The sequence below is a fragment of the Xanthomonas sp. WHRI 10204 genome (assembly GCF_040202875.1).
In the GTDB taxonomy this organism is placed as follows: Bacteria; Pseudomonadota; Gammaproteobacteria; order Xanthomonadales; family Xanthomonadaceae; genus Xanthomonas.
The window spans coordinates 645273-671360 of sequence record NZ_JBEGDW010000001.1 but is presented as its reverse complement, the minus strand read 5'-3'; the positions used below and the strand labels follow the sequence as shown (position 1 = coordinate 671360).

Here is a 26088-nt window from a genome sequence, read left to right as displayed (position 1 = left end):
CGCGTGGCAGACAGCGCAACGCCTGGAGATCTTTCTGGTGGGCTGTGGTGGCAGTAACACGTGCGAGGCATCGTGCCGGCGTTGCAGCAAGATCGCAGGATCGAGAAAGGCGCGCTCTTTGCCGAGGAGCGCGGCAATGCTGGTCCCAGCACCGCGAACACAGACGACATCGACGCGAGCTGCCGCTGTAGCTACAGCTACAGCTACAGCGGCTGAGAGATGCAATCGCTACATGTGCAGCGATAGCGATGCGCGCAGCCATCGCATCACGCCACAGCACTCGCTTGCGCACGTTGCATCCAGTAACGATCGAACAACCACATCAGCAACAACGACAGCCCGACCAGCGGAAAGAGCAACCCGCACAGCACCAGCAGCACTAGCAACCCGCGCAGCGTGCGTGGGTCGGCGGGCAATGGCGGCACGCCCAAGCCACCCACCGGCCGCCGCTTCCACCACATCGCCACGGCACTGACGCATAACAGCACGATCAACGCGCACGCCAGCAGCAGGACCAGCTGATTGGCGGTGCCGTATTGCTGCCCCAAGTGCACATTGATGCCCCATTCCAGCGTCTTGGCCACCGGCCCGTAATCGCGGTAGCCCATGTCCAGCAGCACCGCACCGCTGTACTGATCCAGATGGATCACCCGCTGCTGCTGCAGATCGGCCGGGTACACCGTCGCGGTATAGACACCGCGCACGCCACGCGGCGGCGACACGCTATAGCCCGACGCAATGCCGAGCGCATCGAACCGCGCCATCGCCGCATCCAGAGCAATCGCGCCCATCCCCGGCGCAGCGAGACTGCCGGAGCCACCGTGCGCTGCATGGACTGAATATTCTGACTGGCTTGAATGTTCTGAGTGCGCCGAATGCTGTGAGTGTTCCGAATGCTCTGAGTGAGCTGAATGTTCTGAGTGATCCGAATGCTGCAAGTGCTGCGAGTGCTCTGAGTGCTCCGAATATTCCGAATGCTGTGCATGAGCATGGTCGAAGTTAGCCCCTCTCTCCTCGGGGCGAGAAGGCACTGTTTGTGCGCCACTGGCGCGCGTGCCTTGGAGCGCCCACGCCGCTAGCGCGGGCCGGGGGTTGGGGTGCGGGTCGGCCGCACGCACCGCAGCCGCGTGCAGCCCACCCGCTTGGCCGTCATGCAATCGGTCATCCAGCGCACGAGGCACAGGCACAGCAGATTCCGGCAACCGCGCCTGCCGCAGCGACCACGCAGGCTCGCCACTGTCGGTCAGGCGCTGCTCCGACATCGGCTGCTGCACACGCAATCCTGCCGGATACCCAAAGTCGTGCCCGTTGGCCCAGCGATTGACCTGCGCACCCCACAGCCACGACCACGGCATGCCGGTCAGCGCCAGAAACAACAGGATCGCACCCACACCGGCGCCGGTCACCGCGTGCAGGTCGCGCCAGAACAGCCGCTGCGTCGGCGTGCCACGGACGTTGACCACGCCACCACGTCGCCCGCGCGGCCACCACAGGTACACACCCGTGAGCACCAGCACGATCGCCCACCCCGCCGCCATTTCGATCAGACCCTGTGCAAACGGGCCGATCAACTCCAGGCTGTGCAGCCGGCGAATCGTCCAGGCCAGCGTGCCGTGCTCGGGCAAGCGACCCAACACACGCACGCGATACGGGTCCACATACACCACCGTGCGCGTGCCATGCGCGTCCACCAGGCCGATCTCGGCACTGGCATCGGCACGTTTGGGCGTGGTGTAGCGGAACAACGTCCCACCCTCCTCGCGCTGCGCCACCTCCACCAGTTGCTGTGCGGACGCGCGCGCCGCACCCACCGGCACCACCTTCAACCCATGGTGCACGGTGCGATCGATAGCGTCCTGATACAGAAACGCCGCGCCGGTCAGCGCCAGCCAGATGATGAAAGGCAGCACCAGCAGTCCGGCATAGAAATGCCAGCGCCACACGGCCCGATAGAACCGCCAGCGGCCATCCCGCTGCGGTAAGTCGACGCTGGCAGTGCTAGTGCGTGTCCGCATCAGAAACTCCAATCCCAGGACACCGACAGCGCGCGGCCATCGCCTGGCGAATAGCCGGAACTGCCGCTGTCGTACCACGCGTACACATAGGCGCGATCGGTGACATTGCGCAATTGCACGCTGAGCGCGTTGCGCGCATCCACGTTCCAGCGCGCGCCAAGATTGAGCAAGGCATAGCCACCGGTACGACCCAGGGTATTGCTGCGCTCCAGGTAGTAATCGCCCTGCGCATTGCCCCAGGCACTGAGCTGCACGGCTGCACTCACCTGCCACTCCAGCCCGGCCGTCGCCAACCAGTGCGGCACGTTCTCGATCTCCTTGCCACGCGTGGCCGGCGCACTGGGATCGGGCGTGGCGATGCTGGCCTTCTGCCGCGAATACGACATCCACGCACGCCAATGCTCGGCAGGCTGCAGGTTCAGTTGCGCATCCCACCCACGCCGCAGTGTGCGGCCGACGTTGGCAACATCGCCGATGCCGGCCACGCCATTGACACCGAGAATGGTGGCCACTTCGCCAGACGCACGTTGTTCCCAATACGCCACCCGCCCATCCAGCAGTGCCGACGGAGCGAATTTGAAACCGGCTTCCCAGCCATCGTTGATCGATGGCCCGAGATTGCCCGGCTGGCGACGGTAGACACCATCGCCGCTGCCGATCTGGAAGGTGCGTCCCCAGTTGGCGTACACGCTGCTCTGTTCGCCCACACGGTAGCTGGCACTGAACTTGGGTTGCTTGATGGTGCCGTAGTCGTAGGTCGGCGCCCAGACACCGGCCAGCAGGTCGTGCAAGGTGCCATCGACACGATCGATGCGATACCCCGGCACCAGTTGCAAGCGGTCGACCGGGCTCAGCACCGCCTGCACATAGGCACCTTGGGTGTGCAGATCGTAATTCCAGTCGCGCAGTTGCGCGCCGCGCACGCGTGCGACGGTGCGGTAGCGCTGCGACTGGTTGTCCTGCCACTGCGCATCCGCACCGGCTTCCAGCGCCGCGTTCCACACGCCCCAGTCGGGCTGCCAGTTGCCACGCAGCAGCACACCGCGATGGGTTTCATCGGTATCGCGCTCCTGCTGCAGGCCGGCGGCGGAAAAACGGACCCAGCGTTGATTGCGGTAGTCGTTCTGGTAGGCCTTTGCGCTCCACTGCGCGTCCGCGCCCAGCGTGCCATCGGCATGCAATGCGGTCTGACGCACATGGCGCTCGCTGCGATCGTCCTGCGCATAGGCCGGCGAACTGCGCGGCGCCGCACGCGCACTGGCCGCATCCAGATACCCCGACTCCAGCGCGTGATTGTCGTAGTAGCGCGTGGTCAGCCCGGCACGGAAGGCGCCATCCGGGTCGGTGTAGAACCACTTGCCGGCGACGCTGCGTTTGCGCGCATCGGCGTGCGCGCGATAGCCATCGGAATCGCGCCAGGCCAGCACATAGTTCTGGCTCCACGGGCCGCGCTCGACGCCCTTGCCCAGCTGCACTTCGCGTGCACCGAAACTGCCCGCGGTCACGCTGAGCCGGCCATCGTTGCCACCGGTGCGGGTCAGCACATCCACGCTGCCGGCGATGGCGTTCAAGCCATACCGCGCATCGTTGGTGCCGCGCACGATTTCGATCGCACTGATGTCCTGCGGAAACACCGCATCCAGATACGGCATGCCACCGGCGTTGTCGTTGCTGGGGATACCGTCGATCAGCAGCTTGACCGCGTTGATCCGCCCCTCGCCGTTGAAGCCACGGAACGAAAACCGCCCTGCATCGGTGCCCATACGGAATTGGGTCACCTGCACGCCGGGCGCGCGCATCAGCAGTTCCCAGCTGTAATCCACGTGCTGATCGTGCAGCAGCGCACCACCGATCACGTCCACCGAACTCAGCACGCGCGCGCTACTTGGCATGCGCTGCACGTGCTCGCTCACCTGTACCTTGCCCAGCGTCAATGCAGCATCTTGCGCCTGCACCTGCCAGGGGTGGCCACACACCAGCGCCAACGACGGCGCGTACCACATCGTTTTCAACAACCGTAACCGCATGACCAACCCTTTGCCGCGACACCACGGCAATGCCGCCGCGCGCCGCCCCCACAGGGCAAGCACCGGCTTCATTCAAAGAATGCGTCGTCCATCGAGTGTGCGCAGACATGCCAACGCATCAGGCGCAGACAGGCTGCAGCAGAACGGACGCCCGCAACGGGGCAAGGCTCAGGCGTACAACGGTGGCCCACGCGCTCCGAGGGCGGTCCAGCGCAAGGCCGACCATGCCCGCACCGCGGCGGGCAGCGGCATCGGCACCGGGCGTTGCTGCAGCAGACACACCACCAGCAGTGCCAGCCAGGGCAGCAGGCGCGCGGCCAACATGCAGTAGTCGCAGGCTTCGCGATGCAGCGCAGCGTCATGGTCGCCGGCGCGTTGCGGGGCGCCGGGCATGCCGTGATCCCGAGGCACTGCGCTGTGCGCTTGCGCAGGCGCGTGGCTCGCATGCACTGCAGCGCTGGTGCCAAGCGCCGGGCCGCTCATGCACATCGGCTCGAGAATGCGCGCCTGGCTCCAGCGGCTGATCAACGGCGCCAACAGCATCAGCGCCACTGCCAGGCAGGCGAGCAGGTGCAACAGACGATGGCGATGAAGCGCGGGCATCGCCGCAGTGTAAGCCGCCATGTCGGCGGGAGCGATGGGAGCGGCCGATGCGCGACCGGATGTCGCACCCAAACCCGCGCAGGCGTCCGGGCGGACTGGCATCGCCCGCTGCCGCCTGTCGACCTGGGCCCCGCCAGCCATCGCCACGGCCGAGTCGATGAAGCGCAGCCCATCACCTGAATATCACTGCCGCCCCATTGTCCAGGCCGGCAGTCACAGTTCTACCGGTGCGTATAAGACCGCGCGCATGCGAGGCGTCGCCATGCCCTATGCTTGGACTTCATCCCATTCATCCAGCGCGCGCATGAGTACTGTCCTGTCCGATCCAGCGGCTGAGCCACTTCCCTGCGCGCCCAAACCGCCCAGCGAGGCGCTGCGCCTCCAGGCCCTGCGCAGCTACGGCATCCTCGATACGCCGCGCGAGGCCGCCTTCGAAGACATCACCCGGCTGGCGTCGATCATCTGCCAGACCCCGATCGCCCTGATCAGCCTGGTGGATGCCGACCGCCAGTGGTTCAAGAGCGAACTCGGCATGGGCGAGCGCGAGACGCCGCTGTTCAAGTCGATGTGCGCGCATGCGCTGCTCGACAGCGACGTGCTGGTGGTGCCGGACACGCGCGAAGACAGCCGTTTTTCGCGCAACCCGCTGGTGACCGGCGAAGCGCCGCTGTACTTCTATGCCGGTGCGCTGTTGAAGACGCCGGACGGCCTGCCGTTAGGCACCGTCTGCGTCCTCGACCGGCAGCCGCGCAAGCTCACCGACGAACAGGTCGAGGCGCTACGCGCGCTCGCGCGCCAGACCATGGCGCAGCTGGAATTGCGCCGTGCGCTGCTGATCGCGGAAGAATCCGATCGCTATCGCAGCCGGCTGATGGCCATTGCCGGGCACGATCTGAAGACTCCGCTGCGCACCGCTGCCTACGCCATCGACAAGATGCGCCGGCATGCCAACGTCGATTCCATCCCGACCTTGGTGACTGCGCGCGACGCGATCAGCCTGGTCGGTCGCAGCCTGGACGAACTGGCCACGCTGGCCGCCGCAAGCAAGTCCGCCATGCCGGATCTGCAGCCGCTGCAGCTGGAAGACGTGCTGCATTCGGTGCTCGGCGTCTGGCGCCAGCCGGCCATCGACAAGTGCCTGTCGCTGCGCCACGTACCGACCTCGCTGCGCGTGCGCAGCCACCCGACGTTGTTGACCACCCTGATCGGCAATCTGGTCGGCAACGCGATCAAATACACCGAGCGTGGACGCGTGCTGGTCGGCACCCGCCGCCGGCCCGGCTATGCGGTAGTGGAAATCATCGACAGCGGCATCGGCCTGAATCTTGAGCAGCCCGAGCAGGTCTTCCAGGCGTTCCGCCAGGCCGACCCGCGCAGCGACGGTCTGGGCATCGGGCTATGGATCGTGCACCGCACCGCCGAGACGCTAGGGTGCGAGGTGAAGGTACGGCCACGTTCGGAAGGCGGGACCTGTTTTTCGGTCCGCATTCCGTTGGCCTGACGCCGTCCCGCGCGGCTGCGTGGCGATGTGCGACCGCGCAGCTGTGCAGCAGGCCTGGCGCACGTCGCTTCACAGGCGTTGATTCAAGTATCCGGCGCTCGCCAAGAGCGGCCAACCCAGCTCGGCCGCCGGCGCGTGCTGCGATTGTTTTGGCGAAAAATCGGCAAAAAAAAGGCGGACCCGAGCTCCCGACCCGGATCCGCCGCCAAACACGCCAGGCCTCTCCCCAGGGACCCGGGTGCGCCAGCCGCGCTGTGTGCGCAGCCTCGCGCAACAGTGATGCGACAGCGCTAGCAACCTTTCGACGACACCACTGATCACACCGGTGAAGCGATACCTGCATCGCCGGTCCTGCGCCGTCCACCCCTAGACGTCCGAAGTGTCGCGTCATGGTTGCTATAAGGGTTTACGACAGCGCCGCGCCCAACTTGATGGGTGCCGACAACGCGGCTAAGACGGCCCTGACACGTGTAGGGAGAATCACTGACAGCAACACGCGCAGCGCATCGACCAGCGATTGCATGGCATTGATTGCAAAGAGGATTTGCGGGCTACTCTACGCTGCAGTGCAACATGCAATTCGCATTAGCGGACACGACAACAACAGCACGCAACACACCCAGCGCACGACGACGACGGGGCAGAAACCGCTGTTACGAATTCCAACTCCCTAATCTCCAATCCCGGCCTCATCCCCCTGCTGCGCAAACCACGCCGCCGAATGCACGTCCTCGGCCGCCACTTCCAGCAGCTGACGCAACACGGCCAGCGGAATCTGCACCGGCGTTGCGCCGGCCTGCAGCGCCACCCACAGCGATTCGTCCTGCGGGTCGGCCAGCACCGTCAGCATGGCGTGCTCGCGTCCGTCGATGTTTGCCGACAGTTGCAACGACATGCCGCCATCGGGTTCGGGCGACCACAGTCTGCTGAGCGACGGACGTACTGGCTTTGTCATCGCGTAGCTCTCAACTGGTGATGGTCTGGGTCAGCGATTCCCAGGTCGGCGGCAGCGGCCAGTTCGGCGCCTGATTGCCGTCCAGTACACGGCGCAGGTCGCGCTTGTCGATTTGCGGCGCCAGCACATGCACCAGATCCAGCGCGTAGTCGCGCAGCACGCGGTCGCGCGGTAGCACCGCCCAGGCGATGCACTCGGCGATCGGCGCCGGCGCCGGCCAGGCACGCAGGTCTTCGTCCTGGGCGTTGACCGCCATCTCGGCCACCAACCCCACGCCGAGCCCGGCGCGCACATAGGTCTTGATCAGGTCCGCATCCAGCGCGGTCAACGCGATGCTCGGTTCCAGCCCGACCTGCGCAAACGCCCGCTGCAGCGACGAGCCCGGCCGGGTGGACGATTCGTAGCTGATCAGCGGGTGCTCGGACAGCGCCTGCATGTCCGGCGCCACCCGCGTGTCCAGCGCATGCCCGCGCGGCACCACCACCAGCCGCCGCCAGCGATACAGCGGCACCGCAATGCCTGCGCTGGGCTCGCCGCCGGCGGTGCTGACCACCGCGATATCCGCATCGCCCTGGCTGAGCAGATCCAGCGCCGCACTTTCGGCCGCCTGCTGCAAATGCACGCTCACCTGCGGGTAGGCGTGCTTGATCTGCGCCACCGCCGGCGGCAGCACGAAGCGCGCCTGGGTGTGAGTGGTGGTCAGGGTCAGCTGGCCCTGGCTTTCGCGGCGCTGGTTGGCGGCGTAGGTGCGAATGTTGTTGGCTTCCGACAGCACCGCGCGTGCCCGCTCGATCACTTCCACACCGGCCGGCGTCACCGCGTCCAGGCTGCGTCCCTTGCGCACGAACAACAAAAAGCCCAGCTCGTCTTCCAGCTGCTTGAGCTGCTTGGACAGGCCGGGCTGGGTCGCGTGCACACGCGCTGCCGCCAGCGTGATGTTCAGCTCGGCATCGGCGATGGCCACCAGGTAGCGAAGTTGGGTCAGCGTCATGGGCTTATATCCAAAAAAGCGCGAGGCGCCACAAGGACTTGGACTGTAGAGGAGTTCTGCGGCCCAGCTTATAACCGAACGCTATTTTTAGGGCGCATGAAGTCATTTCCGACGGCTATAAGCCGGCGTTACGGTCTGGCCCTTCCTTTCGATGCCCCGGTCCGTGACTTCTGCGTTCCCGCTCCTTGCCGACCTGCGTGGCCGTGCCGTCCTGGTGGTCGGTGGCGGTGCCGATGCCGAACGCGCCACCGCCAACCTGCTGCAGGCCGGCGCGCTGCCGCTGGTTGGCGCCCCGCAACTGACCCCACAGTTGCAGCAGTGGGCACGAGCTGGTCGGCTTCGGTGGCTGCCCGGCTACTTCGACCCCGCCTGGCTGGCGCTGCCGGACGCCCCCGTCTGGCTCACCATCGCCGCCAGCGAGCAGCCGGAACACAACGATGCGCTGCGCTCCGCAGCAAGCAGCCAGCGCTTGTTGACCCACAGCGCGGCGCCGGCCGCATCCGCAACTGCGCCGGCGCCCTCCCCCGCGCCGCAGGCAGGTGTCGCACCGCTCTCCCCCGGCAGCGTGACCCTGGTCGGTGCCGGCCCCGGCGATCCCGGCCTGCTCACGCGCCACGCGGTGCGCGCACTCCGGCAGGCCGAGGTGGTGCTGTACGACCGCCTAGTCAGCCCGCAGATCCTGCAACTGGCCCGCCGCGGCGCAGTGCGTGTGGAAGTCGGCAAGGCCGCGCAAGGCCATAGCACCCGCCAGGAACAGATCCACGAGCTGATGCTGGAACACGCCCGCGCCGGGCGCCGGGTGGTGCGACTCAAGGGCGGCGACCCGTTCGTGTTCGGCCGTGGCGGCGAAGAACTGGAATTCCTGCGCGCGCACGGCATCGGCTTTCAGGTTGTCCCCGGCATCACCGCCGCGGTCGCCTGCGCCGCTTATGCCGGCATCCCGCTCACCCATCGTGATCACGCGCAATCGCTGCGCCTGATCACCGCGCACTGCAAGGATTCGCTGGACACGCTGGACTGGCACGCGCTGGGCCAGGAGCGCCAGACGCTGGCCTTTTACATGGGCGTGGCGGGCCTGGACGGTATCCAGCAGCGCCTGCTGCAGGCCGGCCGCGCGCCCACCACGCCATTCGCCCTGGTGGAAAACGGCTCGCGCCCGCAGCAGCGGGTGATCACCGGCACGCTCGCCACCCTGGCCAGCACCGCACGGCAGTTCAAGGTGCAGGCGCCCGCTCTGCTGATCCTGGGCGAAGTGACCGCGCTCGCGCCGACACTGCATTGGTTCGGCACTGCACCGCTCAGCGCGCCGCTGCCACACTCACCCATCGCAACGCCCGACACGCCCACACTCGCCCACGCAGCCTGAATTCGACGGAGACCCCATGGCCCTGTACGACAACATCCTCGACACCATCGGCCGCACCCCGGTGGTCAAACTCCACCGCCTCGCCCCGGACAACGTCACCTTGTACGTCAAGGTCGAGGCGTTCAATCCGGGCGGCTCGGTCAAGGACCGCCTGGCGCTGGCGATCATCCTCGACGCCGAGCAGCGTGGCCTGCTCAAACCCGGCGATACCATCGTCGAAGCCACCTCCGGCAACACCGGCGTGGCACTGGCGATGGTGGCGGCCGCGCGCGGCTACAAGTTCGTCGCCACCATGGTGGAAACCTTCTCCATCGAGCGCCGCAAGCTGATGCGCGCGTATGGTGCCAAGGTCATCCTGACCCCGGCCGCCGAGCGCGGCAGCGGCATGGTGCGCAAGGCCAAGGAGCTGGCCGAGCAGCATGGCTGGTTCCTGGCAAGCCAGTTCGCCAATCCGGCCAACCCGGCCTATCACCGCAACACCACCGCCGCCGAAATCCTGCGCGACTTCGCCGGCCACCGGCTGGACCATTTCGTCACCGGCTGGGGCACCGGCGGCACGCTCACCGGCGTAGGCGAAGTGCTACGTGTCGCCCGCCCGGAAGTGCGCATCACCGCCAGCGAGCCGGCAGGCGCCGCGCTGTTGCAGGGCCAGGACTGGAAACCGCACAAAATCCAGGGCTGGACCCCGGACTTCATCCCCGAGGTGCTCAATCGCGAGGTCGCGCACGAAGTACTGAGCGTGGAAGACAGCGATGCGATCACCATCGCCCGCCGCCTGGCCGCCGAAGAAGGCATCTTCACCGGCATCTCCGGCGGTGCCACCGTCTCCACGGCGCTGCGCGTGGCCGAGTCTGCCGCACCCGGCGCGGTCATCCTGGCGATGCTGCCCGATACCGGCGAGCGCTACTTCTCCACCCCGCTGTTCGCCGACATCAACGAAGGCTCGGATGACGATTGGCTGGCTGGCCTGCCCTGAGCGGACGGTTGGTTGGTTGGCACAGGAGGGCCGCGCGTTTAGCGCGGCCTTTTTTGTTCTGGGACCGGGGACCTGGGAAGCGCGGTCGATCGGCAGACTGGAATAGTCCTGCTCGTTTTAACCGCGGCCACCAGTGAGCGAAGCGCGGCCACCATTTCGATCGCGCGCGCTGGATTGGATTGCAACGCGGACCACATGCCGGGCTGCCTGATTGCCGAATCCATCGCGCTCGCGCAACAGCGCCAAGCGCAGCCGTGACGAGCGCCTTGAGAAGTAAAGTCAGCAACCGAACCGGGCACAGCAAGTCAGGCAACTGTGGAGGGGCGTTCGCATCGCCATAGGCGGTAGGCACCACACCCATCATCGCCGCACATCGAGTGATCAACTCGAAACCCTGATGGCTGGTATGCAATCGAAAAGCGCTTTACCAGCTGATCGATCACCGCAAGATGGCCTCGCATTGCGACAGCGAAGCCGCACCCACGTGCGCTTCAGACAAGCAGAGTTCCGCCCCATGGAAGAGGAAGAGCGCGTCATCGCGACGCGCCGCACCCCACTTTCTCGGTCGCCAGGCCTCCTGCCTCAGCGTGCCCCCAGCCACACATTGCATTGCGATGGATGCACTCCCCTCCTTGTCAAGGAAACGTTAGGATGTCCGCCGTTCTGCAGGGAGAGTGTGGTGAGCAAGCAATCGTATGGGCACGGCGGCACACGCAGCGCACGCGCGCCGTGGCTGGTGAAGATCACGTCGCCCGTGCACTTCGCTGCGACGCTGGCCCTGGGCGCCTGGCTGCAACGGCGGTTCGATCTGCCCTTGCCGCCGCCCGACCTGTTGGCCTGGATCGAACTGCTTGGCGGCATCGTCGCCTGCCTGGGCCTGGCCCTGGCCATCAATTGCTTTGTGCTGTTCGCGCGCCGTCGCACCACCATCCTGCCCAGCGGCCATCCCTCGCAGTTGGTCCTGACCGGGCCGTACCGCTTCACCCGTAACCCGATGTATCTGGCCCTGATCCTGAGCTATCTGGGCCTGACCGTGCAGATGGGCTATCTATGGGGCGTGCTGTTGCTGCCGCTGCCGTGGCTGGCGCTGCAGTTCTACCTGATCCCGTTCGAAGAAGGCCGCCTGCGCGCCGAATTCGGCCGCGCCTACACTGCGTACTGCACGCGCGTCCGCCGCTGGCTCTGACGCGCAACGCGCGGGTCGCGCCGCGTCGCGCAATGCGGCGGCGGTTTGGCAGGCAGGGGCGCCGGTAACTCCCTGCCGCCAGCGATAAATTCTTCCAATCGTTGCCGCGACTGTTTCGTCCGAAAACCCGATTCTGGCTGATCTTTTACTGCGCCTCCGGCACCGTCGTGGGCTGTCGCAGCGTGTGAGCTGAATGGGCCCTAGCGTGGGGCTCCGCAACGCCTGACCCCATCACGCGTTCATCATTCAAATCCCATAACTATCGCGCTATGAGAATCGAAGTCTGGCAAGGCGACATCACCGAACTCGACGTTGACGTCATCGTCAACGCCGCAAACGAATCACTGCTGGGTGGCGGCGGCGTCGATGGCGCCATCCATCGTGCTGCCGGCCCACGTCTGATGCACGCTTGTGAAGCGCTGCCGCAGGTGCGCCCGGGCGTACGCTGCCCCACCGGCGAAATCCGCATCACTGAAGGCTTCGATCTGAAGGCGCGCCATGTGTTTCATACCGTGGGCCCGGTGTGGCGCGACGGCAAGCACAACGAGCCGGAGCAACTGGCCAACTGTTATTGGCAGTCGCTCAAACTTGCCGAGCAAATGATGCTGCATTCGATCGCGTTCCCGGCCATCAGCTGCGGCATCTACGGTTACCCGCTGTACCAGGCCGCACGGATTGCCGTGACTGAAACCCGTGACTGGCAGCGCTCGCACAAGGTGCCCAAGCACATCGTGCTGGTGGCCTATAACGAGGCCACCTACAAGGCGTATCAACAGGCACTGGCAACGCAGGACACCGCGGCCGCCTGATCGCTATGCAATGCAGCTTGCACTGACGAGCGCCGCAAGGCGCTCGTTGCGTTTCGGTCAGTGGAATCCCGTCGTCGTCTTTCAACCGCGCCACTACTGGCCCGCAGCCCTGATGCACAGCCTTAGCTCGCCCGATCACACCAGGAGCGGCTGACAAACGGAGCGAGCGTCAGGCGAGTGCAGACAGCGCCTAGGAACTAAGGTATCCGCACCTGTGCATGCCGATCCAGGCAATGGCCATACCCGCCCGACGGCGCCGCAGTGTTTCGTGCGTTGCGGCTGCGTTGCAGCTGCGTTGCGCAGAGCTGGCCCGCACCTGGGCGTAGTCAACCCGCACGTCGACACTCAATAAAAAACGCCGGCATCGCTGCCGGCGCTCTGGTCTTACCGGCGATGCGGCCTTGCGGCCGCCATCACTCGATCAGCCCTTCCACTTGCCCAGTGCCGCCAGGCCGTTTTCCTTGGCGCGCTCATAGATGATCTGCTGCGCCTTGGCGAAGTTGCCGGTCATGTCCTTGGCCCACAGCTTCAGTGCGGCCTGCTGCATCGCGCGGCCGTAGGAGAAGCTCAGCGGCCACGGCAAATTGCCGAGCTGGTGCATTTCGTTGAGGTGCGCGGTGGACTGCTCGTCGGTCTGGCCGCCGGACAGGAACACGATGCCCGGCAGGATCGCCGGCACGGTCGACTTCAGGCACATCACGGTGGACTCGGCCACTTCCTCGACGCTGGCCTGCTCTTCGCAGCCCTTGCCGGAGATGACCATCGAGGCCTTCAGGATGGTGCCTTCGAGCACGACGTTCTGCTCATACAGCGCGCCAAACAGCGAGCGCAGCGTGGCTTCGGTGACTTCGTAGCAGGTCTCGATGTCGTGGCTGCCGTCCATGATCACTTCCGGCTCCACCATCGGCACCAGGCCCTGCTCCTGGCACAGCGCGGCATAACGCGCCAGCGCATGCGAATTGGCCTCGATGCAGGTGCCGGACGGGATGTCTTCGCCGATGTTGATGACCGCACGCCACTTGGCGAAACGCGCGCCCAACGTGTAGTACTCCTCCAGACGTGCACGCAGGCCGTCCAGACCTTCGGTGACCAGTTCGCCCGGCATGCCGGCCAGCGGCTGCGCGCCCTTGTCGACCTTGATGCCCGGGATGATGCCGTGCTCGGCCATGTACTTGGCGAACGGCACGCCGTCCTTGGTCTTCTGACGGATGGTCTCGTCGAACAGGATGGCGCCGGAGATGTAATCGCTCAGCTTGGGCGTGGTCAGCAGCAGTTCGCGGTAAGCGCGGCGGTTTTCTTCGATGTTCTCGATGCCGACGCTGGCAAAACGCTTTGCGATTGTGCTGGTCGACTCGTCGATGGCGATGATGCCCTTGCCCGGGGCGACCATGGCCTGGGCGGTTTCGGCAAGCTGTTCGATGCTCATGTAGTTCCTGTGGCAGCTGCGGGGGAGAACGAAAGTATAGCGACGAAAGTCGTACACATTCCTTCACGGAATGCCTGCAACCGATTACACCTTGCCTGCATGACAGGATGTGTGGCGCCGCTCGCATCGCGTTGCACAAGGCGCCATCGCTGTGGTGTGTGGTTGCCAACGCTTGCACAAGCGCGTGCGGACGCAATGTCTGCATGCAAGCGCGCGATGCTGCAAAAAGGTCTGCACATGCGCTGCGATCACCGTAGCAGCGCACGTGTAGCGGTAGATCTGCATGCCCCACTGTCTGCGCAGAACCTGCAGGCATATCAGTTGCCGCGTCGATCGATCACGTCAACACGTGGACGGGCACAGGTCGCGTGCCTGCGAAGACGTGCCGCGCGACAGTCGTTTTGTCGGCAGCATCGCCGCATCTGGAGCGCGATAGCGGCCAAGCAGATGGCGCCGACGATCCAGGCCTGTTGAATCGAGCCACGCACGATGGAATGCGTTTGCGATCAGCGACATGCAATGCACCCGCGGTGCGTACGCCACACGGCACTCAGGCCAGTGCATGCCGAATGCCATGACGCCCGACGCACCGAACCGCACACAGCACAACGGCGACCCGAAGGCCGCCGTTGTGCTGTGTGCGTGCTGTTCAACCCGCCGCGGACGTCAATCGACATCCGCGAATGGTCGGCAGTGCGTTATAGCTCGCCCAGACCGGTGGCGCGGCCGTCTTCGCCCACTTCCAGCAGACGCAGCGTGTTGGTGGCGCCGTGCATTTCCATGTGCTCGCCGCTGGTGAACACCACGCGGTCGCCCGGGCCCATGCGCTCGTTTTCCACCAGCAGGCGGATGGCCGCACGTGCCGCTTCGCGCGGGGTGAGGCCGCGGCTGTCGAAGCTGATCGGGAACACGCCGCGCATCATCGCCATCTGGCGACGCGCGCCATCGTGACGGGTGAAGGCGTAGATCGGCATGTTGGAGCGGAAGCGCGACAGGAAGCGCGGCGTGCCGCCGGATTCGGTCAACGCCACCACGCCGCCCAGGCCGATGTGCTCGGACAGGAACATGGTCGCCATGGCGATCGCCTGATCGGCGCGCTGCAGGTTGCGTTGCGCCGCTTCGAAGTCGGTGTCGAATTCGAACTGGTGCTCGGCACCCAGGCAGATACGCGCCATCGCTTCCACCGCGCGCACCGGATAGGCGCCGGCGGCGGTTTCGGCCGACAACATCACCGCGTCGGTACCGTCGATGACCGCGTTGGCCACGTCCAGCACTTCGGCGCGGGTCGGGATCGGGCTTTCGACCATCGACTGCAGCATCTGCGTGGCGGTGATCACCACCTTGTTCTGCGCCAGCGACTCGCGAATGATCTTCTTCTGCAGGCCCGGCAATTCGGCATCGCCGATTTCCACGCCCAGATCGCCGCGCGCCACCATCACCACATCGGAGGCTTCGACGATTTCGACCAGATTTTCGATCGCTTCGGTGCGCTCGATCTTGGACACCAGCTGCGCATCGCAGCCGTGCTGCTGGGCGATCTGACGCGCGTCGTGCATGTCCTGCGCATTGCGGCAGAACGACACCGCGATGAAGTCCACGCCGATCTTGGCGACGATGCCGATCAGCTCCTTGTCGCGCTCGGTCAGCGCGCCCAGCGACAGGCCACCGCCCTGCTTGTTCAAGCCCTTGCGGTCGGACAGCACACCATCGTTGAGCACGGTGGTGACGATGCGCGCGCCCTGCACGTCGGTGACCTGCAACTGCACCAGGCCGTCGTCGAGCAGCAGCACGTCGCCGGCCACCACGTCCTGCGGCAGACCCAGGTAGCTCACGCCCACCTGATTCTGGTCGCCGGCCGGCGCATTGACATCGGCCACCAGGTCGAAGCGCGCGCCCATGGTCAGCTTGATCTTGCCTTCGGCAAAGCGCTCGATACGGATCTTCGGGCCCGGCAGGTCGGCCAGGATGCCCACTTCGGCACCGGCACGCGCAGCGGCGGCACGCACTTCGGCGGCGCGCTTGGCCTGGCCGGACGGGTCGCCGTGGCTGAAGTTGAGGCGCACCACGTTGACGCCCGCCTTGAACAAAGCGTCCAGCACACCGGGCGCGTCCGTTGCCGGTCCGAGGGTGGCGAGGATCTTGGTGCGGCGTTGACGTTCTTTCATGATGGCCTCCCTGTAAAAGCCGCGAAACTTAACACACACGTCACGTACCGAGGATGGCATTGCGGCATAGCCACCCTCTTATTCCGGCATGTCTTACAGACAGTGCGGGACAGTACGTCCGTTTACGCACGCGTTGCACTGGGCAACGCGATGCGGTCGCCACCCTAACCCGGTGGCAGTGAAGAGCGTTCTGCGGCATCACGCTGCGCAACGCGCAGGCATCGACCAAGCGAGCGCCACCGCCGATACGCAGCGCTCACGCGTGGATCAACTGGGTCAGTTGCGCCGGGGTGTGTGCAATCGCGCCGGCGCCTGCGGTGCGCAGTTCGGCCTCGTCGCCAAAGCCCCACAACACGCCGATGCTGTGGATGCCGTGGTGATTGGCGCCATCGATATCCATGCGACGGTCGCCGATCATCACGCAGCCGGTCTTGTCGATCTCAAGGCGGCGCAGTGCTTCGGCGATCAGGTCCGGCTTGAAGCGGCGTTCGCCATCTTCGCTGGCACCGATCACATTCTCGAAGCACGCACCAAACGGCAGGTGCTCGACGATGCGGCGCGCGTACCGCTCGTTCTTGGAGGTGACCACGGCCAGGCGATGGCCGGCGCGTTGCAGGCCGGTGACCATCTCGCCGATGCCATCGAACACGCTGAGTTCGGTCCAGCCCACCGCGTCGTAGCGCTCGCGGTAGAGGCCCAGCGCGCGCTGCACCAGCTCCGGATCCTGCGGAAAACACTCGGTGAAGCTGTCGCGCAACGGCGGGCCGATCCAGGCACGCAAGGTCTGCGGCGATGGACGCGGCTGGCCCACGGCATCGAAGGCATGCACGATGCTGGCGACGATGCCCGGTTCCGAATCCACCAGCGTGCCGTCCAGATCGAAGAACAGCGTGGCTGCACTCACTTGCCGCGGGCCTCGAGTGCGGCCACGGCCGGCAAGGTCTTGCCTTCCAGAAATTCCAGGAACGCGCCGCCACCGGTGGAGATGTAGGTGACGTCCTTGGCGATGTCGTACTTGTCCACCGCAGCCAGGGTGTCGCCACCACCGGCGATGGAAAACGCCTTGGATGCGGCGATCGCGCGTGCCAGGGTTTCGGTGCCGTGGCTGAAGGGCTCGAATTCGAACACGCCGACCGGCCCGTTCCACACCACCGTGCCGGCATTGGCGATCATCTCGGCATAGTGCTGCGCAGTCTGCGGGCCGATGTCGAGAATCAGATCGTCCGCCTCGACGGCATCGAGCGACTTCACCGTGGCTTGCGCATCGGGCAGGAACTGCTTGGCGACGACCACGTCGGTGGGCAGCGGAATCTCGGCGCCGCGCGTTTTGGCATCCGCCACGATCTGGTTGGCGGTCGGAATCAGATCCGGCTCGTTCAAGGACTTGCCCACCGCATACCCGGCGGCGGCGATGAAGGTGTTGGCGATACCGCCACCGACGATCAGCTGGTCGACTTTGTTGACCAGGTTGGAGAGCAGCTCCAGCTTGGTCGAAACTTTACTGCCGGCCACAATCGCCAGCAGCGGCTTGGCCGGGTTATCCAGCGCCTTGGCCAGCGCATCGAGTTCGGCCATCAGCAGCGGGCCACCGGCGGCCACCGGCGCGAAGCGGATCACACCATGCGTGGACGCCTGCGCGCGATGCGCGGTGCCAAAGGCATCCATGACGAACACATCGCACAGCGCGGCATATTTGCGTGCCAGGGTCTCGTCGTCCTTGCCCTCGCCGACATTCATGCGGCAATTTTCCAACAGCACCACCTGGCCCGGCGCGACCTCCACACCGTCCACCCAATCGCGCACCAGGCTGACTTCGACACCGAGCAAGGTGGTCAGCCGCGCGGCGACCGGCGCCAGCGAATCTTCTTCGCTCCAGCTGCCTTCCTTCGGACGACCCAGGTGCGAGGTGACCATCACGGCCGCGCCTTTTTCCAGCGCCAGCTTGAGGGTGGGCACCGAGGCGGTGATGCGCTGCTCGGAGGTGATCTGGCCGTTGTCGATCGGCACGTTGAGATCCTGGCGGATCAGCACGCGCTTGCCGGAGAGATCGAGGTCGGTCATACGGACAATGGACATGGGCTTGGCTCGCTAAGTCTGGGGATTAGGGAATCGGGATTAGGGATTGGTACACGGCGCCGCGCCTGCGTTGGACGCGTGCGTGCACGCTCTGTGCGCGGAGGAAATCACGCTACTGCGCCGCCTTGACGGGGCAGCGCCTTGCAAAGATGCCGCCATTGCAACTGCGGCCAACACGAGCGGCAGTCGATCGGAGACGCCGCGCAATGCGACCGCCTTGGCGGCGGGGATTGGGTCATCAGGAGTCGGGATCGGCGCGCCGTACCGCAACAAGGCAGTGCGCTGGACGGGCGCTGCCGCATATGCGGATGGCGCCAACTCTGATCGGTCGAACACGACGGGCAATGCGGCTGCCTCGGCGACGGGGGATGCCCATTGTCCGGCCTTCGCAGCAAAGCGGCAAACCCGCACCGCCCGCACAGATCTGGCGAGTGTGCGATAGCGCGGCGTTACAGCGGCCGCTCCGTACCGGATTTGCGCAGCAGACTGACCGCAAAACCGCCGACCAGCAGGGCGCCGCCGACCAGCAGCGCCCAGAGCAGCCATTGTTTCCAGTCGCGCGGCGTGGCGGCCGGCTGCAGTGCCGTATCGCCGGCAAGCGGCTGTGCCTGCGCGGCCATACTGGCCTGCACGGGCTGCCACTGCATCCCGCGCTCCTGCCGCAGCGCCTGCAGCATCGAGGCCAATGGCGCGTCGCCACGTTGCACGCGCGCGCTGCCAGCGACGAGCGCATACGGCGGCTGCCCCTGCGCAAGAAACATCAATCGCTCCGGCTGATAGCCCGCCCGCAAGGTCGGCACCGCGGTGCTGCGGCCCTGGGCAGCCACCAATCGCCACTGACGATCGCGCACGGGCGCGGACAACAGCTGCGGTGGCGATGCACCATTGCCAAGCCGATACGCCAACCACGGCCCGGCGCGACGCGACCATGGCGCGTCGTCTGCATCGCGGCTTTCCACGATCCATTCCACCGCTTCGGCCAGACCGCCGCCGACATCCAGCTGCGTGATCGGAAAGCGACCCGGCACGACATAGGTCACGCCGGTGTCCTGGGCAGTGCCCTGCAAGTCCAGCCAGGACAGTTGGGTGGGCGCGATAACGCCATCCACTTCCGCATCGACCGCACGCAGCGGCGGCAGGCTGCCCGACACCGGCACGATGCGCAGGTAACGTGCGCCATCGTCCAGCGCAATGCGGCGTTGCTGCAGCCGCTGCGCCTGATTGTCCAAGGCCATGACTGTTGCATCGGAAGCGAGCACACGCCAGTCGCGCAGATCGTCGCTGCCCTCCACACGCAGCTGCGCCTGCACCGGCGTATTGCCCTCCCAGTCCAGCAACAACGCACGCGGGCGATCGCGTAATGCGCTGGCGTCGATCAACCAGCTGCCGCCGCCGGGCGCTGCGGGCGCACCGGTTGCAAAGCGGCCTTCCAGCCGCCGCACTGCCCCGCTGGCATCGCGCTCGGCGATCAACTGCAGATCGCCGTTGGCCGGCGCAGCGCCTTCGGGCAATGCGAACAACGGCAACCGCTGCCGACGCGATGCGGATGGCTCAGCGGCGACGGGCAGCGGCGCGGTAGGCATCTCTTCGCCACGCGCGTCGATCACCGTGACATCGCCTAATTCCGCATCGACTGCGCTGCGATAGACCGCTTCGTTCAAGGTCAGCTGATACATACCGGCGTCGGAGCCGGCCACCTGCAGCGGCCACTGCTGCCGATAGTCCTGCCGCACATCGGCCGCCTGCGCCATCAGCGGCACCAGCAGCACCCATCCCCACTGTTTCGTACTCATGCCTGATCCTTTGCCGCGCCATCGTCGTCGACAGCGCGCTCTTCAATCGCCGGGCGCGGCGGCGCCGGCGCCAGATACCCCACCACCGTACACAACAGGCCGTAGGCCATGAACGAGCCAATGCCGAGCAGATTGCCCAGGTGCTGGCGATCGACCAGCACCAGCTTGGCCAGCACCAGGCCCATCAGCAAAGCACCGCCCAGCCACAGTCCGCGCTGCCCGCGACGCGAGCCCACCACCCAACCCAGCACACCCAGCACGCTCCAGACGATGGTCAGGCTGGTCTGCGACACCGTCGCGCCAACCAGCGCGGCATCCCACGGCACCCCGCCCCAGTGATGCACGCTGTGCAAGGTGCTGCCGGTGATCAACACCCAGCCCAGCACACCGAGCGCAGTGACGCGCCGACCTTGCAGGATCACCGGCGCGTGCGTCGACCACGCCCAGCGCGCGACCAAGGCAAGCACCGCCAGCTGCGCCAGTTCGGCCGGATTGAGCAAGGGCACCCATGGCAATGGCGCGGCGCTGACCGGATCCAGCAATGCGAGCAGCCAACCGATACCCAATACCGCGAACACGCAGCTCAGCAACCCGGTGCGCGCAGGATCGAAGCGCGCCCCCTGCGGCCAGGTCAGCCACGGCCAGCGCAGCAAGCCCACGGTCGCCACGACAAGCCACGGCACCGCCAGCAAGGCGCAGCGCCAGCCGTTGGCAAGCGCAAACGCATCGGCTAGCCAGGCCGCACCCAACGACACCACCGACGGCCACAACAGCCACCAGATGAACTGCGCGACCACGGCGCCTGCGCCAGGCTGCATCCGCAGGCACCACAACGCCCGCGTGCCTGCCAGCGCAAACGCCAGCCAGGCCAGAGCACCCCAGTGCGCGAAGGGCTGCGTATGCGCATGGTTCTGCCAAAGCGCCAACGGCGCGGCCAGCGCCAGACCCGCCATGACCGTCCACACCAATGCAGCGGCAGGGCGACGGCGGTGCACCTCGGCCGCCAGCCACACGCTGAACGCGACGAAGCCCAGCAATAGATCCGGCTCGCTGCGCAGATCCCCGGCAAAGCGCAGGATTTCGTGTACCCCGCACATGGTCCACCAGCCCAGCCCCCACAGATACGCCACCAGCGCGCTCCGCCGATAACCCGCATCGCGCAGGAACCAGGCACTGGCCCAGCCGGCGATGGCGATCAGCAAGCTGCTCATGCAGGTGGCATTAGCCACCGCCACGCTGTCGTAGCGCCACGCATCCACACCGAAGGCCACACCCACCGCTGCCAGCAGTTGCAAGGCCACACCGCTGATCTGCGGAATACGTCGCTGCTGACGCAGGCCCAGCCACAACAACCCCACGCCTTCCAGCGCGAACACGCTGGCGGTGGCACGCGCCGACAACGCCAACGGCACCGCCAGCGTCGCAAAGCCGACGGCCAGCATCGCGTGCGCCTGGCCCAGCAAACGTGTGGAGGCACGCCGCAGCAACCAGCTCGCAAGACCTGCATACAACGCCGCCACGGCGAGAGCGCACAACGCTAATGGCAGGCGATCGCCTTCCAGCAAACGCGCCTGCAACGCAAAGGCGACCAAAGGCGTGCCGAACAACAGGCTGCCATCGATGAGCTTGCCCGCGCTGCCGTCGCCGCGCCGCGCATGCAGCACCGGAATCGCGACATACATGGCGAAGAACAGCAACAAGAACGGCTCGGTGCTGGCGAATTTTGCAGGGGTGTACTGCAGCGCGCCCCACAGCGTGCCGATGCCGAAGGTAAAGGCGAATCCAAGCAGGTTGAGCACCCGCCACGGCCGCGTCCACGCTATCGCCACGATGCCGGCGTTGAGCACGGCGTAATACGAAAACAGCCCGACATGATTGCCGCTGCCGGTGGACAGCCAGATTGGCGCAAGAAACCCGGCCAGCACGCCCAACACAGCCAACGTGCGCGAGTCCTGCACCACCGCCAGCACGCACATACCGGCAATCAGCACCACGCTGACGCCCATCGACAGCCCGGCGCCCAGCAAGCCGTACTTGAACGCCGCGAACACCGTCAGCAACAAGCCGCCGATGGCACCGCCCTGCAACGCCAACGCAAACCCGGGCCGCTGCAACCGCTGCTTCCAGCCGAATACCAGACCGGCCAGCGCCAGCACGCTGATGCCGGCCAACCGCAGCTCGACCGGCATGCGCATCCAGCCCTGATCGCTGGCGTACTTCAACAACGACGCCACACCGGCCAGCAACACCAGCATGCCCACCTTGACCGGCACATTGCCTTCGGTAAACCAGCGCTTCACAGCGCCGATGGCGCGCGTGATCGGGTCCGGTTGCGCTGGCAGCGCAGGCAATTCCTGCGATTGCTGTGGCAGTCCTTGCGGCTCCGACGGCGACGATTGCGCTTGCCAGCTGGAAGCAGGCGCATCTTCCGCTGTTGGGCTGGTTACCGACGCTGCAGGCGCGTCTGCGGGCAGTGTTGGCGGCGTCTGCATCACAGACGCAGACGGCGAAATGCGACTCGACGCACTCGGCAAATCGAATGCCTCAGGTACCGCCGCGTCGGAAGTGGAGGTGTTCAATGCGGACGTGTCGCCCGGCTGCGCCCAGGCGTCCGTCGGCGCAGAGGCCTGCCTCTCGGCCGCACGCGCTGCTGCATCCGCAGGCACATTCCCCGCCTGCCAGTGCGCAAGCCGCTGTTCCAGCGCATCCACCCGCCGCCGCAGCCCGGCAATCCACACCAGCGCGATCACCACGCCCACCGGCACTGCGAGCAGCACCAGGGCCACCAGCACGATTATCGTTTCCAACGCCTATCCCCTAGCCGGCATCCGGCCGACTCTAGCGCCGCCATGCTACTCGGCGTACGCACGAAAGTCGGCATCGCCGCGCATAAGCGCCCGACAAGACACTGCCCCCAAGACGACCTGGACGGTAAAGCAGGTGGCTCGCATACCAGGTGCCTGCATCTTGCAGTAAAGCCAGCCGCGCAGCTTGCGCATGCCATGGGGCGGACAACACGTCTCGGGGACACCTACGGCTTTACATCCACGCCCGACCGGCCCTGCCACCGGAACGAGCGAAACGCCCATAAAAAAACCCCGGACTAACCGGGGTTTTTTGCACGACGTCAGAACTTACTTCGCAACAACACGCACCATTTCCAGGCACTTGTTGGAGTAGCCCCACTCGTTGTCGTACCAGGACACCAGCTTCACGAACGTCGAGTCCAGCGCGATGCCGGCGTCGGCGTCGAACACCGAGGTGCAGGTCTCGCCGCGGAAATCGGTGGCCACGACCTTGTCTTCGGTGTAACCCAGGATGCCCTTCAGCGCGCCTTCGCTCTGTGCCTTCACTTCGGCGCAGATCTCGGCGTAGGTGGCCGGCTTTTCCAGTTCGACCGTGAGGTCGACCACCGAGACGTCCGAGGTCGGCACGCGGAAGCTCATGCCGGTGAGCTTCTTGTTGAGCTCCGGGATCACCACGCCCACGGCCTTGGCAGCGCCGGTGGAGGACGGAATGATGTTCTCCAGAATGCCGCGACCACCGCGCCAGTCTTTGTTCGACGGGCCGTCCACGGTCTTCTGCGTGGCCGTGGCCGCGTGCACGGTGGTCATTAGGCCGCGCTTGATGCCCCACTTGTCGTTGATGACCTTGGCCAACGGCGCCAAGCAGTTGGTGGTGCACGAGGCGTTGGAGACGATCGCCTCGCCCTTGTAGGTCTTATCGTTGACGCCGTAGACGAACATCGGTGTGTCGTCCTTGGACGGGGCCGAGAGGATCACCTTCTTGGCGCCCGCGTCGATATGCTTCTGCGCGGTTTCCTTGGTCAGGAACAGGCCGGTGGATTCGATCACCACGTCGGCGCCCACGGCATCCCACTTGAGGTTGGCCGGGTCGCGCTCCTGGGTCAGGCGGATCTTCTTGCCGTTGACGATCAGGGTGTTGCCGTCGACCGACACCTCGGCCTTGAAGCGGCCGTGCACCGAGTCGTACTGCAGCATATAGGCCAGGTAGTCGGGCTCGAGCAGGTCATTGATGGCCACGATCTCGATGTCATTGGCGAAGTTCTGCACCGCAGAGCGCAGCACGTTGCGTCCGATGCGACCGAATCCGTTGATGCCAACCTTGATTGCCATGTTCACTAGCTCCTGCGGCCGCGACAGCGCGGCGGATGGAAAGGGGCTGACATTCTAACAGCGTCCTCCCTGGACGGCCGTGCTGTTGCGTGTGGGCGGGGGTTCGGGATGAGTCATTGCCTGCCTTCAACCCGTCCGCGGTGCCCCTTGTCCAGTTCGGCGGACGCCGGTGCACGGCGCTCTGCCTTGCGCTTGATGTCGCGACTTGCTCGCCGACCTTGTCCACTGATCCCCCCTGCAGCGTCCCACGCGCAAATCGCGCCATCGGGGCCAAGCGTCATCCAACGCACCGGATCAACGCATACGCTTTATTTTCCAAATACTTACAATTCAACTAAATACGCCGAAAAGCGTATTCATGCATATGCCGAACAGCAGCATTTCGGCGCTCCGTGGATTTCGATACTGGCTCTGCCTGCTGAGGCACCCAATCAACTACACGGAGATTCCCATGCGTCGCACCCTGTTCTCTCTGGCTTTGGCTCTGGCTGCCACCCCGGCGCTGGCCGCTGGCGTGATGCATTACACCGAAAAGGCAGCGTTGCCTGTCGACGGTGAAGCACGTGAAGTCGCCGCACTGTTCGACACCTGGAACGCAGCGCTGGCGACAGGCAACCCGCACAAGGTTGCCGATCTGTACGCACCGGACGGCGTGCTGCTGCCGACGGTCTCCAACGAAGTGCGCGCCTCGCGCGAGCAGATCGAAAACTACTTCGAAATGTTCCTGACCAAAAAGCCCAAGGGCGTGATCAATTACCGCACCGTACGTGTGCTTGATGACGACAGCGCGGTGGATGCCGGCGTCTACACCTTCACCTTGACCGACAAGAGCGGCAAGAAAAGCGACGTGCAGGCGCGCTACACCTTCGTTTACGAAAAGCGCGACGGCAAGTGGTTGATCATCAACCACCACAGCTCGGCGATGCCGGAAGTGGATGCGCCGCAGGTCGCCAAGGCCAAGTAAATGCGGGCGCCTCGGAGTACGCCGCCCGCTGTCTGCGGCCTCCCGCGCGCCACCGTCGGCACACCTCCCCCGCCGACGGTGGCGCGGCCCGCAGCGCATTGCACATCCGACCTGCGACCTGCATGCGATGACCGCCACGGCGCGCAGCGCTGCTGCCATTGCGCAGCGACGCTGCAGTCCACGCATGACCACCCGCATCGCGATGCCCCGGCGCGTAGTGGCCTTGGTTTGATCAGGATCAAGGCGGCAGCCGCGCAAACCTACAAGACTTCGTCCAACCCCTGCACACAACGAGAATCTCTATGCGTATGCGCTCTACCCTTCTGCTCGCCGGCTTGGCCGCCAGCCTTGCCAGCGTCCCCGCACTGGCTCAATCCAAAGGCGACTGGACCGTTGCCGTCGGCGCGCACCAGGTTGCTCCTAAATCCGACAATGGCCGCCTGGTCGGTGGCACGCTCGAAGCGGACGTGGGCAAGGACATCAAACCGACCTTTACCGCGGAGTACTTCATCGCCGACAACCTGGGCATCGAGGTACTGGCAGCGCTGCCGTTCGAGCACGACATCGCTCTGCGTGGGCTGGGCCGCGTCGGTAGCACCAAGCATCTGCCGCCGGTAGTGTCGCTGCAGTACCACTTCAACAGCCAGGGCAAGGTGTCGCCGTTCGTCGGCGCCGGCATCAATTACACGCGGTTCTTCAGCACCGACACCCGCGGCGCGTTGGCCGGCAGCCAGCTGGAACTGGACGATTCGTGGGGTCTGGCCCTGCACGCCGGGTTGGACTTCAAGCTCAGCGAGCGCGGCGCGCTGCGTGTCAACGCACGCTGGATCGACATCGACAGCGAAGCACGCCTCAACGGCACCCGCATCGGCACGGTCAACATCGACCCGCTGGTCTATGGCGCGGCGTACGTCTACCGGTTCTAAGAGCAGCTAACAAACCGACTGTGCCCACCGCAAGGCGGGCGCGGCCGGTGCTCGGTGCGGCATGTACCACGCGTACACGCCGCTTCCGAGCGCGCCGTCCACACCCACCTGACGACTGCTCGCTAGGTTCTGTTAGCCACTCTAAGTCACAGCAGCAAGCGCGGTGCATCTCT

General features: G+C 65.7%; 19 protein-coding genes and 1 other RNA gene. 8 read left to right on the top strand and 12 right to left on the bottom strand.

Annotation, left to right across the window (positions count from 1 at the left end):
- Window positions 1-266: 266 nt before the first annotated feature.
- The 3 genes from ABQZ00_RS02970 to ABQZ00_RS02960 form a co-directional block, all read right to left on the bottom strand.
- Window positions 267-2015: a PepSY-associated TM helix domain-containing protein gene (locus ABQZ00_RS02970; RefSeq protein WP_323537640.1), complete on the bottom strand. Its 1749-nt coding sequence runs from the start codon at window positions 2013-2015 to the stop codon at window positions 267-269.
- On the bottom strand, window positions 2015-4018 hold the full coding sequence (locus ABQZ00_RS02965) for a TonB-dependent receptor (protein ID WP_323537913.1): 2004 nt from the start codon (window positions 4016-4018) through the stop codon (window positions 2015-2017). The genes ABQZ00_RS02970 and ABQZ00_RS02965 overlap by 1 nt, the downstream gene beginning before the upstream one ends.
- 192 nt (window positions 4019-4210) lie before the next feature.
- A complete protein-coding gene (locus ABQZ00_RS02960; RefSeq protein WP_323537914.1) occupies window positions 4211-4645 on the bottom strand; it encodes a hypothetical protein in 435 nt (144 codons plus the stop codon).
- A gap of 304 nt (window positions 4646-4949) precedes the next feature.
- Between ABQZ00_RS02960 and ABQZ00_RS02955 the strand changes: the two genes are divergently transcribed.
- Window positions 4950-6146 (top strand): GAF domain-containing sensor histidine kinase, encoded by a 1197-nt coding sequence (locus ABQZ00_RS02955; RefSeq protein ID WP_161961675.1) that lies wholly within the window; start codon window positions 4950-4952, stop codon window positions 6144-6146.
- Between the two features lie 670 nt (window positions 6147-6816).
- Here the strand turns inward: ABQZ00_RS02955 and ABQZ00_RS02950 are convergent.
- Together ABQZ00_RS02950 and ABQZ00_RS02945 are read right to left on the bottom strand one after the other, a co-directional pair.
- A complete protein-coding gene (locus tag ABQZ00_RS02950; RefSeq protein WP_311238904.1) occupies window positions 6817-7101 on the bottom strand; it encodes a hypothetical protein in 285 nt (94 codons plus the stop codon).
- A 10-nt stretch (window positions 7102-7111) separates the two neighbouring features.
- Complete coding sequence (locus tag ABQZ00_RS02945; protein WP_104616533.1) at window positions 7112-8092, bottom strand: LysR family transcriptional regulator; 981 nt, start codon at window positions 8090-8092, stop codon at window positions 7112-7114.
- A gap of 163 nt (window positions 8093-8255) precedes the next feature.
- Here ABQZ00_RS02945 and cobA point away from each other — a divergent pair, with 163 nt between their 5' ends.
- From cobA to ABQZ00_RS02925, 4 genes are all read left to right on the top strand, one after another.
- Complete coding sequence (gene cobA / locus ABQZ00_RS02940) at window positions 8256-9458, top strand: uroporphyrinogen-III C-methyltransferase (RefSeq protein WP_323537641.1); 1203 nt, start codon at window positions 8256-8258, stop codon at window positions 9456-9458.
- Between the two features lie 16 nt (window positions 9459-9474).
- Entirely contained in the window at window positions 9475-10434 is a 960-nt protein-coding gene (gene cysK, locus ABQZ00_RS02935) for a cysteine synthase A (RefSeq protein WP_055848757.1), read from the top strand.
- Window positions 10435-11113: 679 nt separating this feature from the next.
- Window positions 11114-11620, top strand: coding sequence for a methyltransferase family protein (locus ABQZ00_RS02930; RefSeq protein WP_055850303.1), 507 nt, complete (start codon window positions 11114-11116; stop codon window positions 11618-11620).
- 269 nt (window positions 11621-11889) lie between these two features.
- Window positions 11890-12429: an O-acetyl-ADP-ribose deacetylase gene (locus ABQZ00_RS02925; protein WP_323537642.1), complete on the top strand. Its 540-nt coding sequence runs from the start codon at window positions 11890-11892 to the stop codon at window positions 12427-12429.
- A gap of 421 nt (window positions 12430-12850) precedes the next feature.
- On the opposite strand, the gene ABQZ00_RS02920 is transcribed toward ABQZ00_RS02925, so the two are convergent.
- The 7 genes from ABQZ00_RS02920 to gap all read right to left on the bottom strand — a co-directional run bounded on the left by ABQZ00_RS02920 (window position 12851) and on the right by gap (window position 24025).
- On the bottom strand, window positions 12851-13855 hold the full coding sequence (locus ABQZ00_RS02920; RefSeq protein ID WP_055848751.1) for a class I fructose-bisphosphate aldolase: 1005 nt from the start codon (window positions 13853-13855) through the stop codon (window positions 12851-12853).
- Between the two features lie 698 nt (window positions 13856-14553).
- Window positions 14554-16020: a pyruvate kinase gene (gene pyk, locus ABQZ00_RS02915; protein ID WP_055848745.1), complete on the bottom strand. Its 1467-nt coding sequence runs from the start codon at window positions 16018-16020 to the stop codon at window positions 14554-14556.
- 256 nt (window positions 16021-16276) lie between these two features.
- Window positions 16277-16924 carry an HAD family hydrolase gene (locus ABQZ00_RS02910; protein ID WP_115554467.1) on the bottom strand — a complete coding sequence of 216 codons (648 nt, stop codon included), beginning with the start codon at window positions 16922-16924 and terminating at the stop codon, window positions 16277-16279.
- The gene (locus tag ABQZ00_RS02905) at window positions 16921-18096 is read right to left on the bottom strand and encodes a phosphoglycerate kinase (RefSeq protein ID WP_115562754.1); all 1176 of its coding nucleotides are present in this window, start codon (window positions 18094-18096) and stop codon (window positions 16921-16923) included. Before ABQZ00_RS02905 ends, ABQZ00_RS02910 begins: the two co-directional genes overlap by 4 nt.
- 449 nt (window positions 18097-18545) lie before the next feature.
- Window positions 18546-19889 carry a DUF3999 domain-containing protein gene (locus ABQZ00_RS02900; protein ID WP_323537643.1) on the bottom strand — a complete coding sequence of 448 codons (1344 nt, stop codon included), beginning with the start codon at window positions 19887-19889 and terminating at the stop codon, window positions 18546-18548.
- Window positions 19886-22696 carry a DUF2339 domain-containing protein gene (locus tag ABQZ00_RS02895; RefSeq protein ID WP_323537644.1) on the bottom strand — a complete coding sequence of 937 codons (2811 nt, stop codon included), beginning with the start codon at window positions 22694-22696 and terminating at the stop codon, window positions 19886-19888. Before ABQZ00_RS02895 ends, ABQZ00_RS02900 begins: the two co-directional genes overlap by 4 nt.
- 327 nt (window positions 22697-23023) lie before the next feature.
- A complete protein-coding gene (gap, locus tag ABQZ00_RS02890; RefSeq protein WP_005988872.1) occupies window positions 23024-24025 on the bottom strand; it encodes a type I glyceraldehyde-3-phosphate dehydrogenase in 1002 nt (333 codons plus the stop codon).
- A gap of 451 nt (window positions 24026-24476) precedes the next feature.
- On the opposite strand from gap, the gene ABQZ00_RS02885 reads away from it, so the two are divergent.
- The 3 genes from ABQZ00_RS02885 (at window position 24477) to ABQZ00_RS02875 (ending at window position 26053) form a co-directional block, all read left to right on the top strand.
- Window positions 24477-24989 carry an SgcJ/EcaC family oxidoreductase gene (locus ABQZ00_RS02885; RefSeq protein ID WP_311260603.1) on the top strand — a complete coding sequence of 171 codons (513 nt, stop codon included), beginning with the start codon at window positions 24477-24479 and terminating at the stop codon, window positions 24987-24989.
- Between the two features lie 302 nt (window positions 24990-25291).
- Entirely contained in the window at window positions 25292-25915 is a 624-nt protein-coding gene (locus ABQZ00_RS02880; protein ID WP_055848732.1) for an OmpW/AlkL family protein, read from the top strand.
- 61 nt (window positions 25916-25976) lie between these two features.
- Window positions 25977-26053, top strand: a non-coding RNA gene (locus ABQZ00_RS02875) — sX9 sRNA.
- Window positions 26054-26088 lie beyond the last annotated feature (35 nt).

What these genes read in the sequence shown, in the direction of transcription:
- gap (WP_005988872.1), bottom strand. Translation starts at nt 24,025, where the DNA reads ATGGCAATCAAGGTTGGCATCAACGGATTCGGTCGCATCGGACGCAAC.
- ABQZ00_RS02945 (WP_104616533.1), bottom strand. Translation starts at nt 8,092, where the DNA reads ATGACGCTGACCCAACTTCGCTACCTGGTGGCCATCGCCGATGCCGAG.
- ABQZ00_RS02925 (WP_323537642.1), top strand. Translation starts at nt 11,890, where the DNA reads ATGAGAATCGAAGTCTGGCAAGGCGACATCACCGAACTCGACGTTGAC.
- ABQZ00_RS02885 (WP_311260603.1), top strand. Translation starts at nt 24,477, where the DNA reads ATGCGTCGCACCCTGTTCTCTCTGGCTTTGGCTCTGGCTGCCACCCCG.
- ABQZ00_RS02970 (WP_323537640.1), bottom strand. Translation starts at nt 2,015, where the DNA reads ATGCGGACACGCACTAGCACTGCCAGCGTCGACTTACCGCAGCGGGAT.
- ABQZ00_RS02965 (WP_323537913.1), bottom strand. Translation starts at nt 4,018, where the DNA reads ATGTGGTACGCGCCGTCGTTGGCGCTGGTGTGTGGCCACCCCTGGCAG.
- ABQZ00_RS02955 (WP_161961675.1), top strand. Translation starts at nt 4,950, where the DNA reads ATGAGTACTGTCCTGTCCGATCCAGCGGCTGAGCCACTTCCCTGCGCG.
- ABQZ00_RS02960 (WP_323537914.1), bottom strand. Translation starts at nt 4,645, where the DNA reads ATGCCCGCGCTTCATCGCCATCGTCTGTTGCACCTGCTCGCCTGCCTG.
- cysK (WP_055848757.1), top strand. Translation starts at nt 9,475, where the DNA reads ATGGCCCTGTACGACAACATCCTCGACACCATCGGCCGCACCCCGGTG.
- ABQZ00_RS02880 (WP_055848732.1), top strand. Translation starts at nt 25,292, where the DNA reads ATGCGTATGCGCTCTACCCTTCTGCTCGCCGGCTTGGCCGCCAGCCTT.
- ABQZ00_RS02900 (WP_323537643.1), bottom strand. Translation starts at nt 19,889, where the DNA reads ATGAGTACGAAACAGTGGGGATGGGTGCTGCTGGTGCCGCTGATGGCG.
- ABQZ00_RS02950 (WP_311238904.1), bottom strand. Translation starts at nt 7,101, where the DNA reads ATGACAAAGCCAGTACGTCCGTCGCTCAGCAGACTGTGGTCGCCCGAA.
- ABQZ00_RS02920 (WP_055848751.1), bottom strand. Translation starts at nt 13,855, where the DNA reads ATGAGCATCGAACAGCTTGCCGAAACCGCCCAGGCCATGGTCGCCCCG.
- ABQZ00_RS02905 (WP_115562754.1), bottom strand. Translation starts at nt 18,096, where the DNA reads ATGTCCATTGTCCGTATGACCGACCTCGATCTCTCCGGCAAGCGCGTG.
- pyk (WP_055848745.1), bottom strand. Translation starts at nt 16,020, where the DNA reads ATGAAAGAACGTCAACGCCGCACCAAGATCCTCGCCACCCTCGGACCG.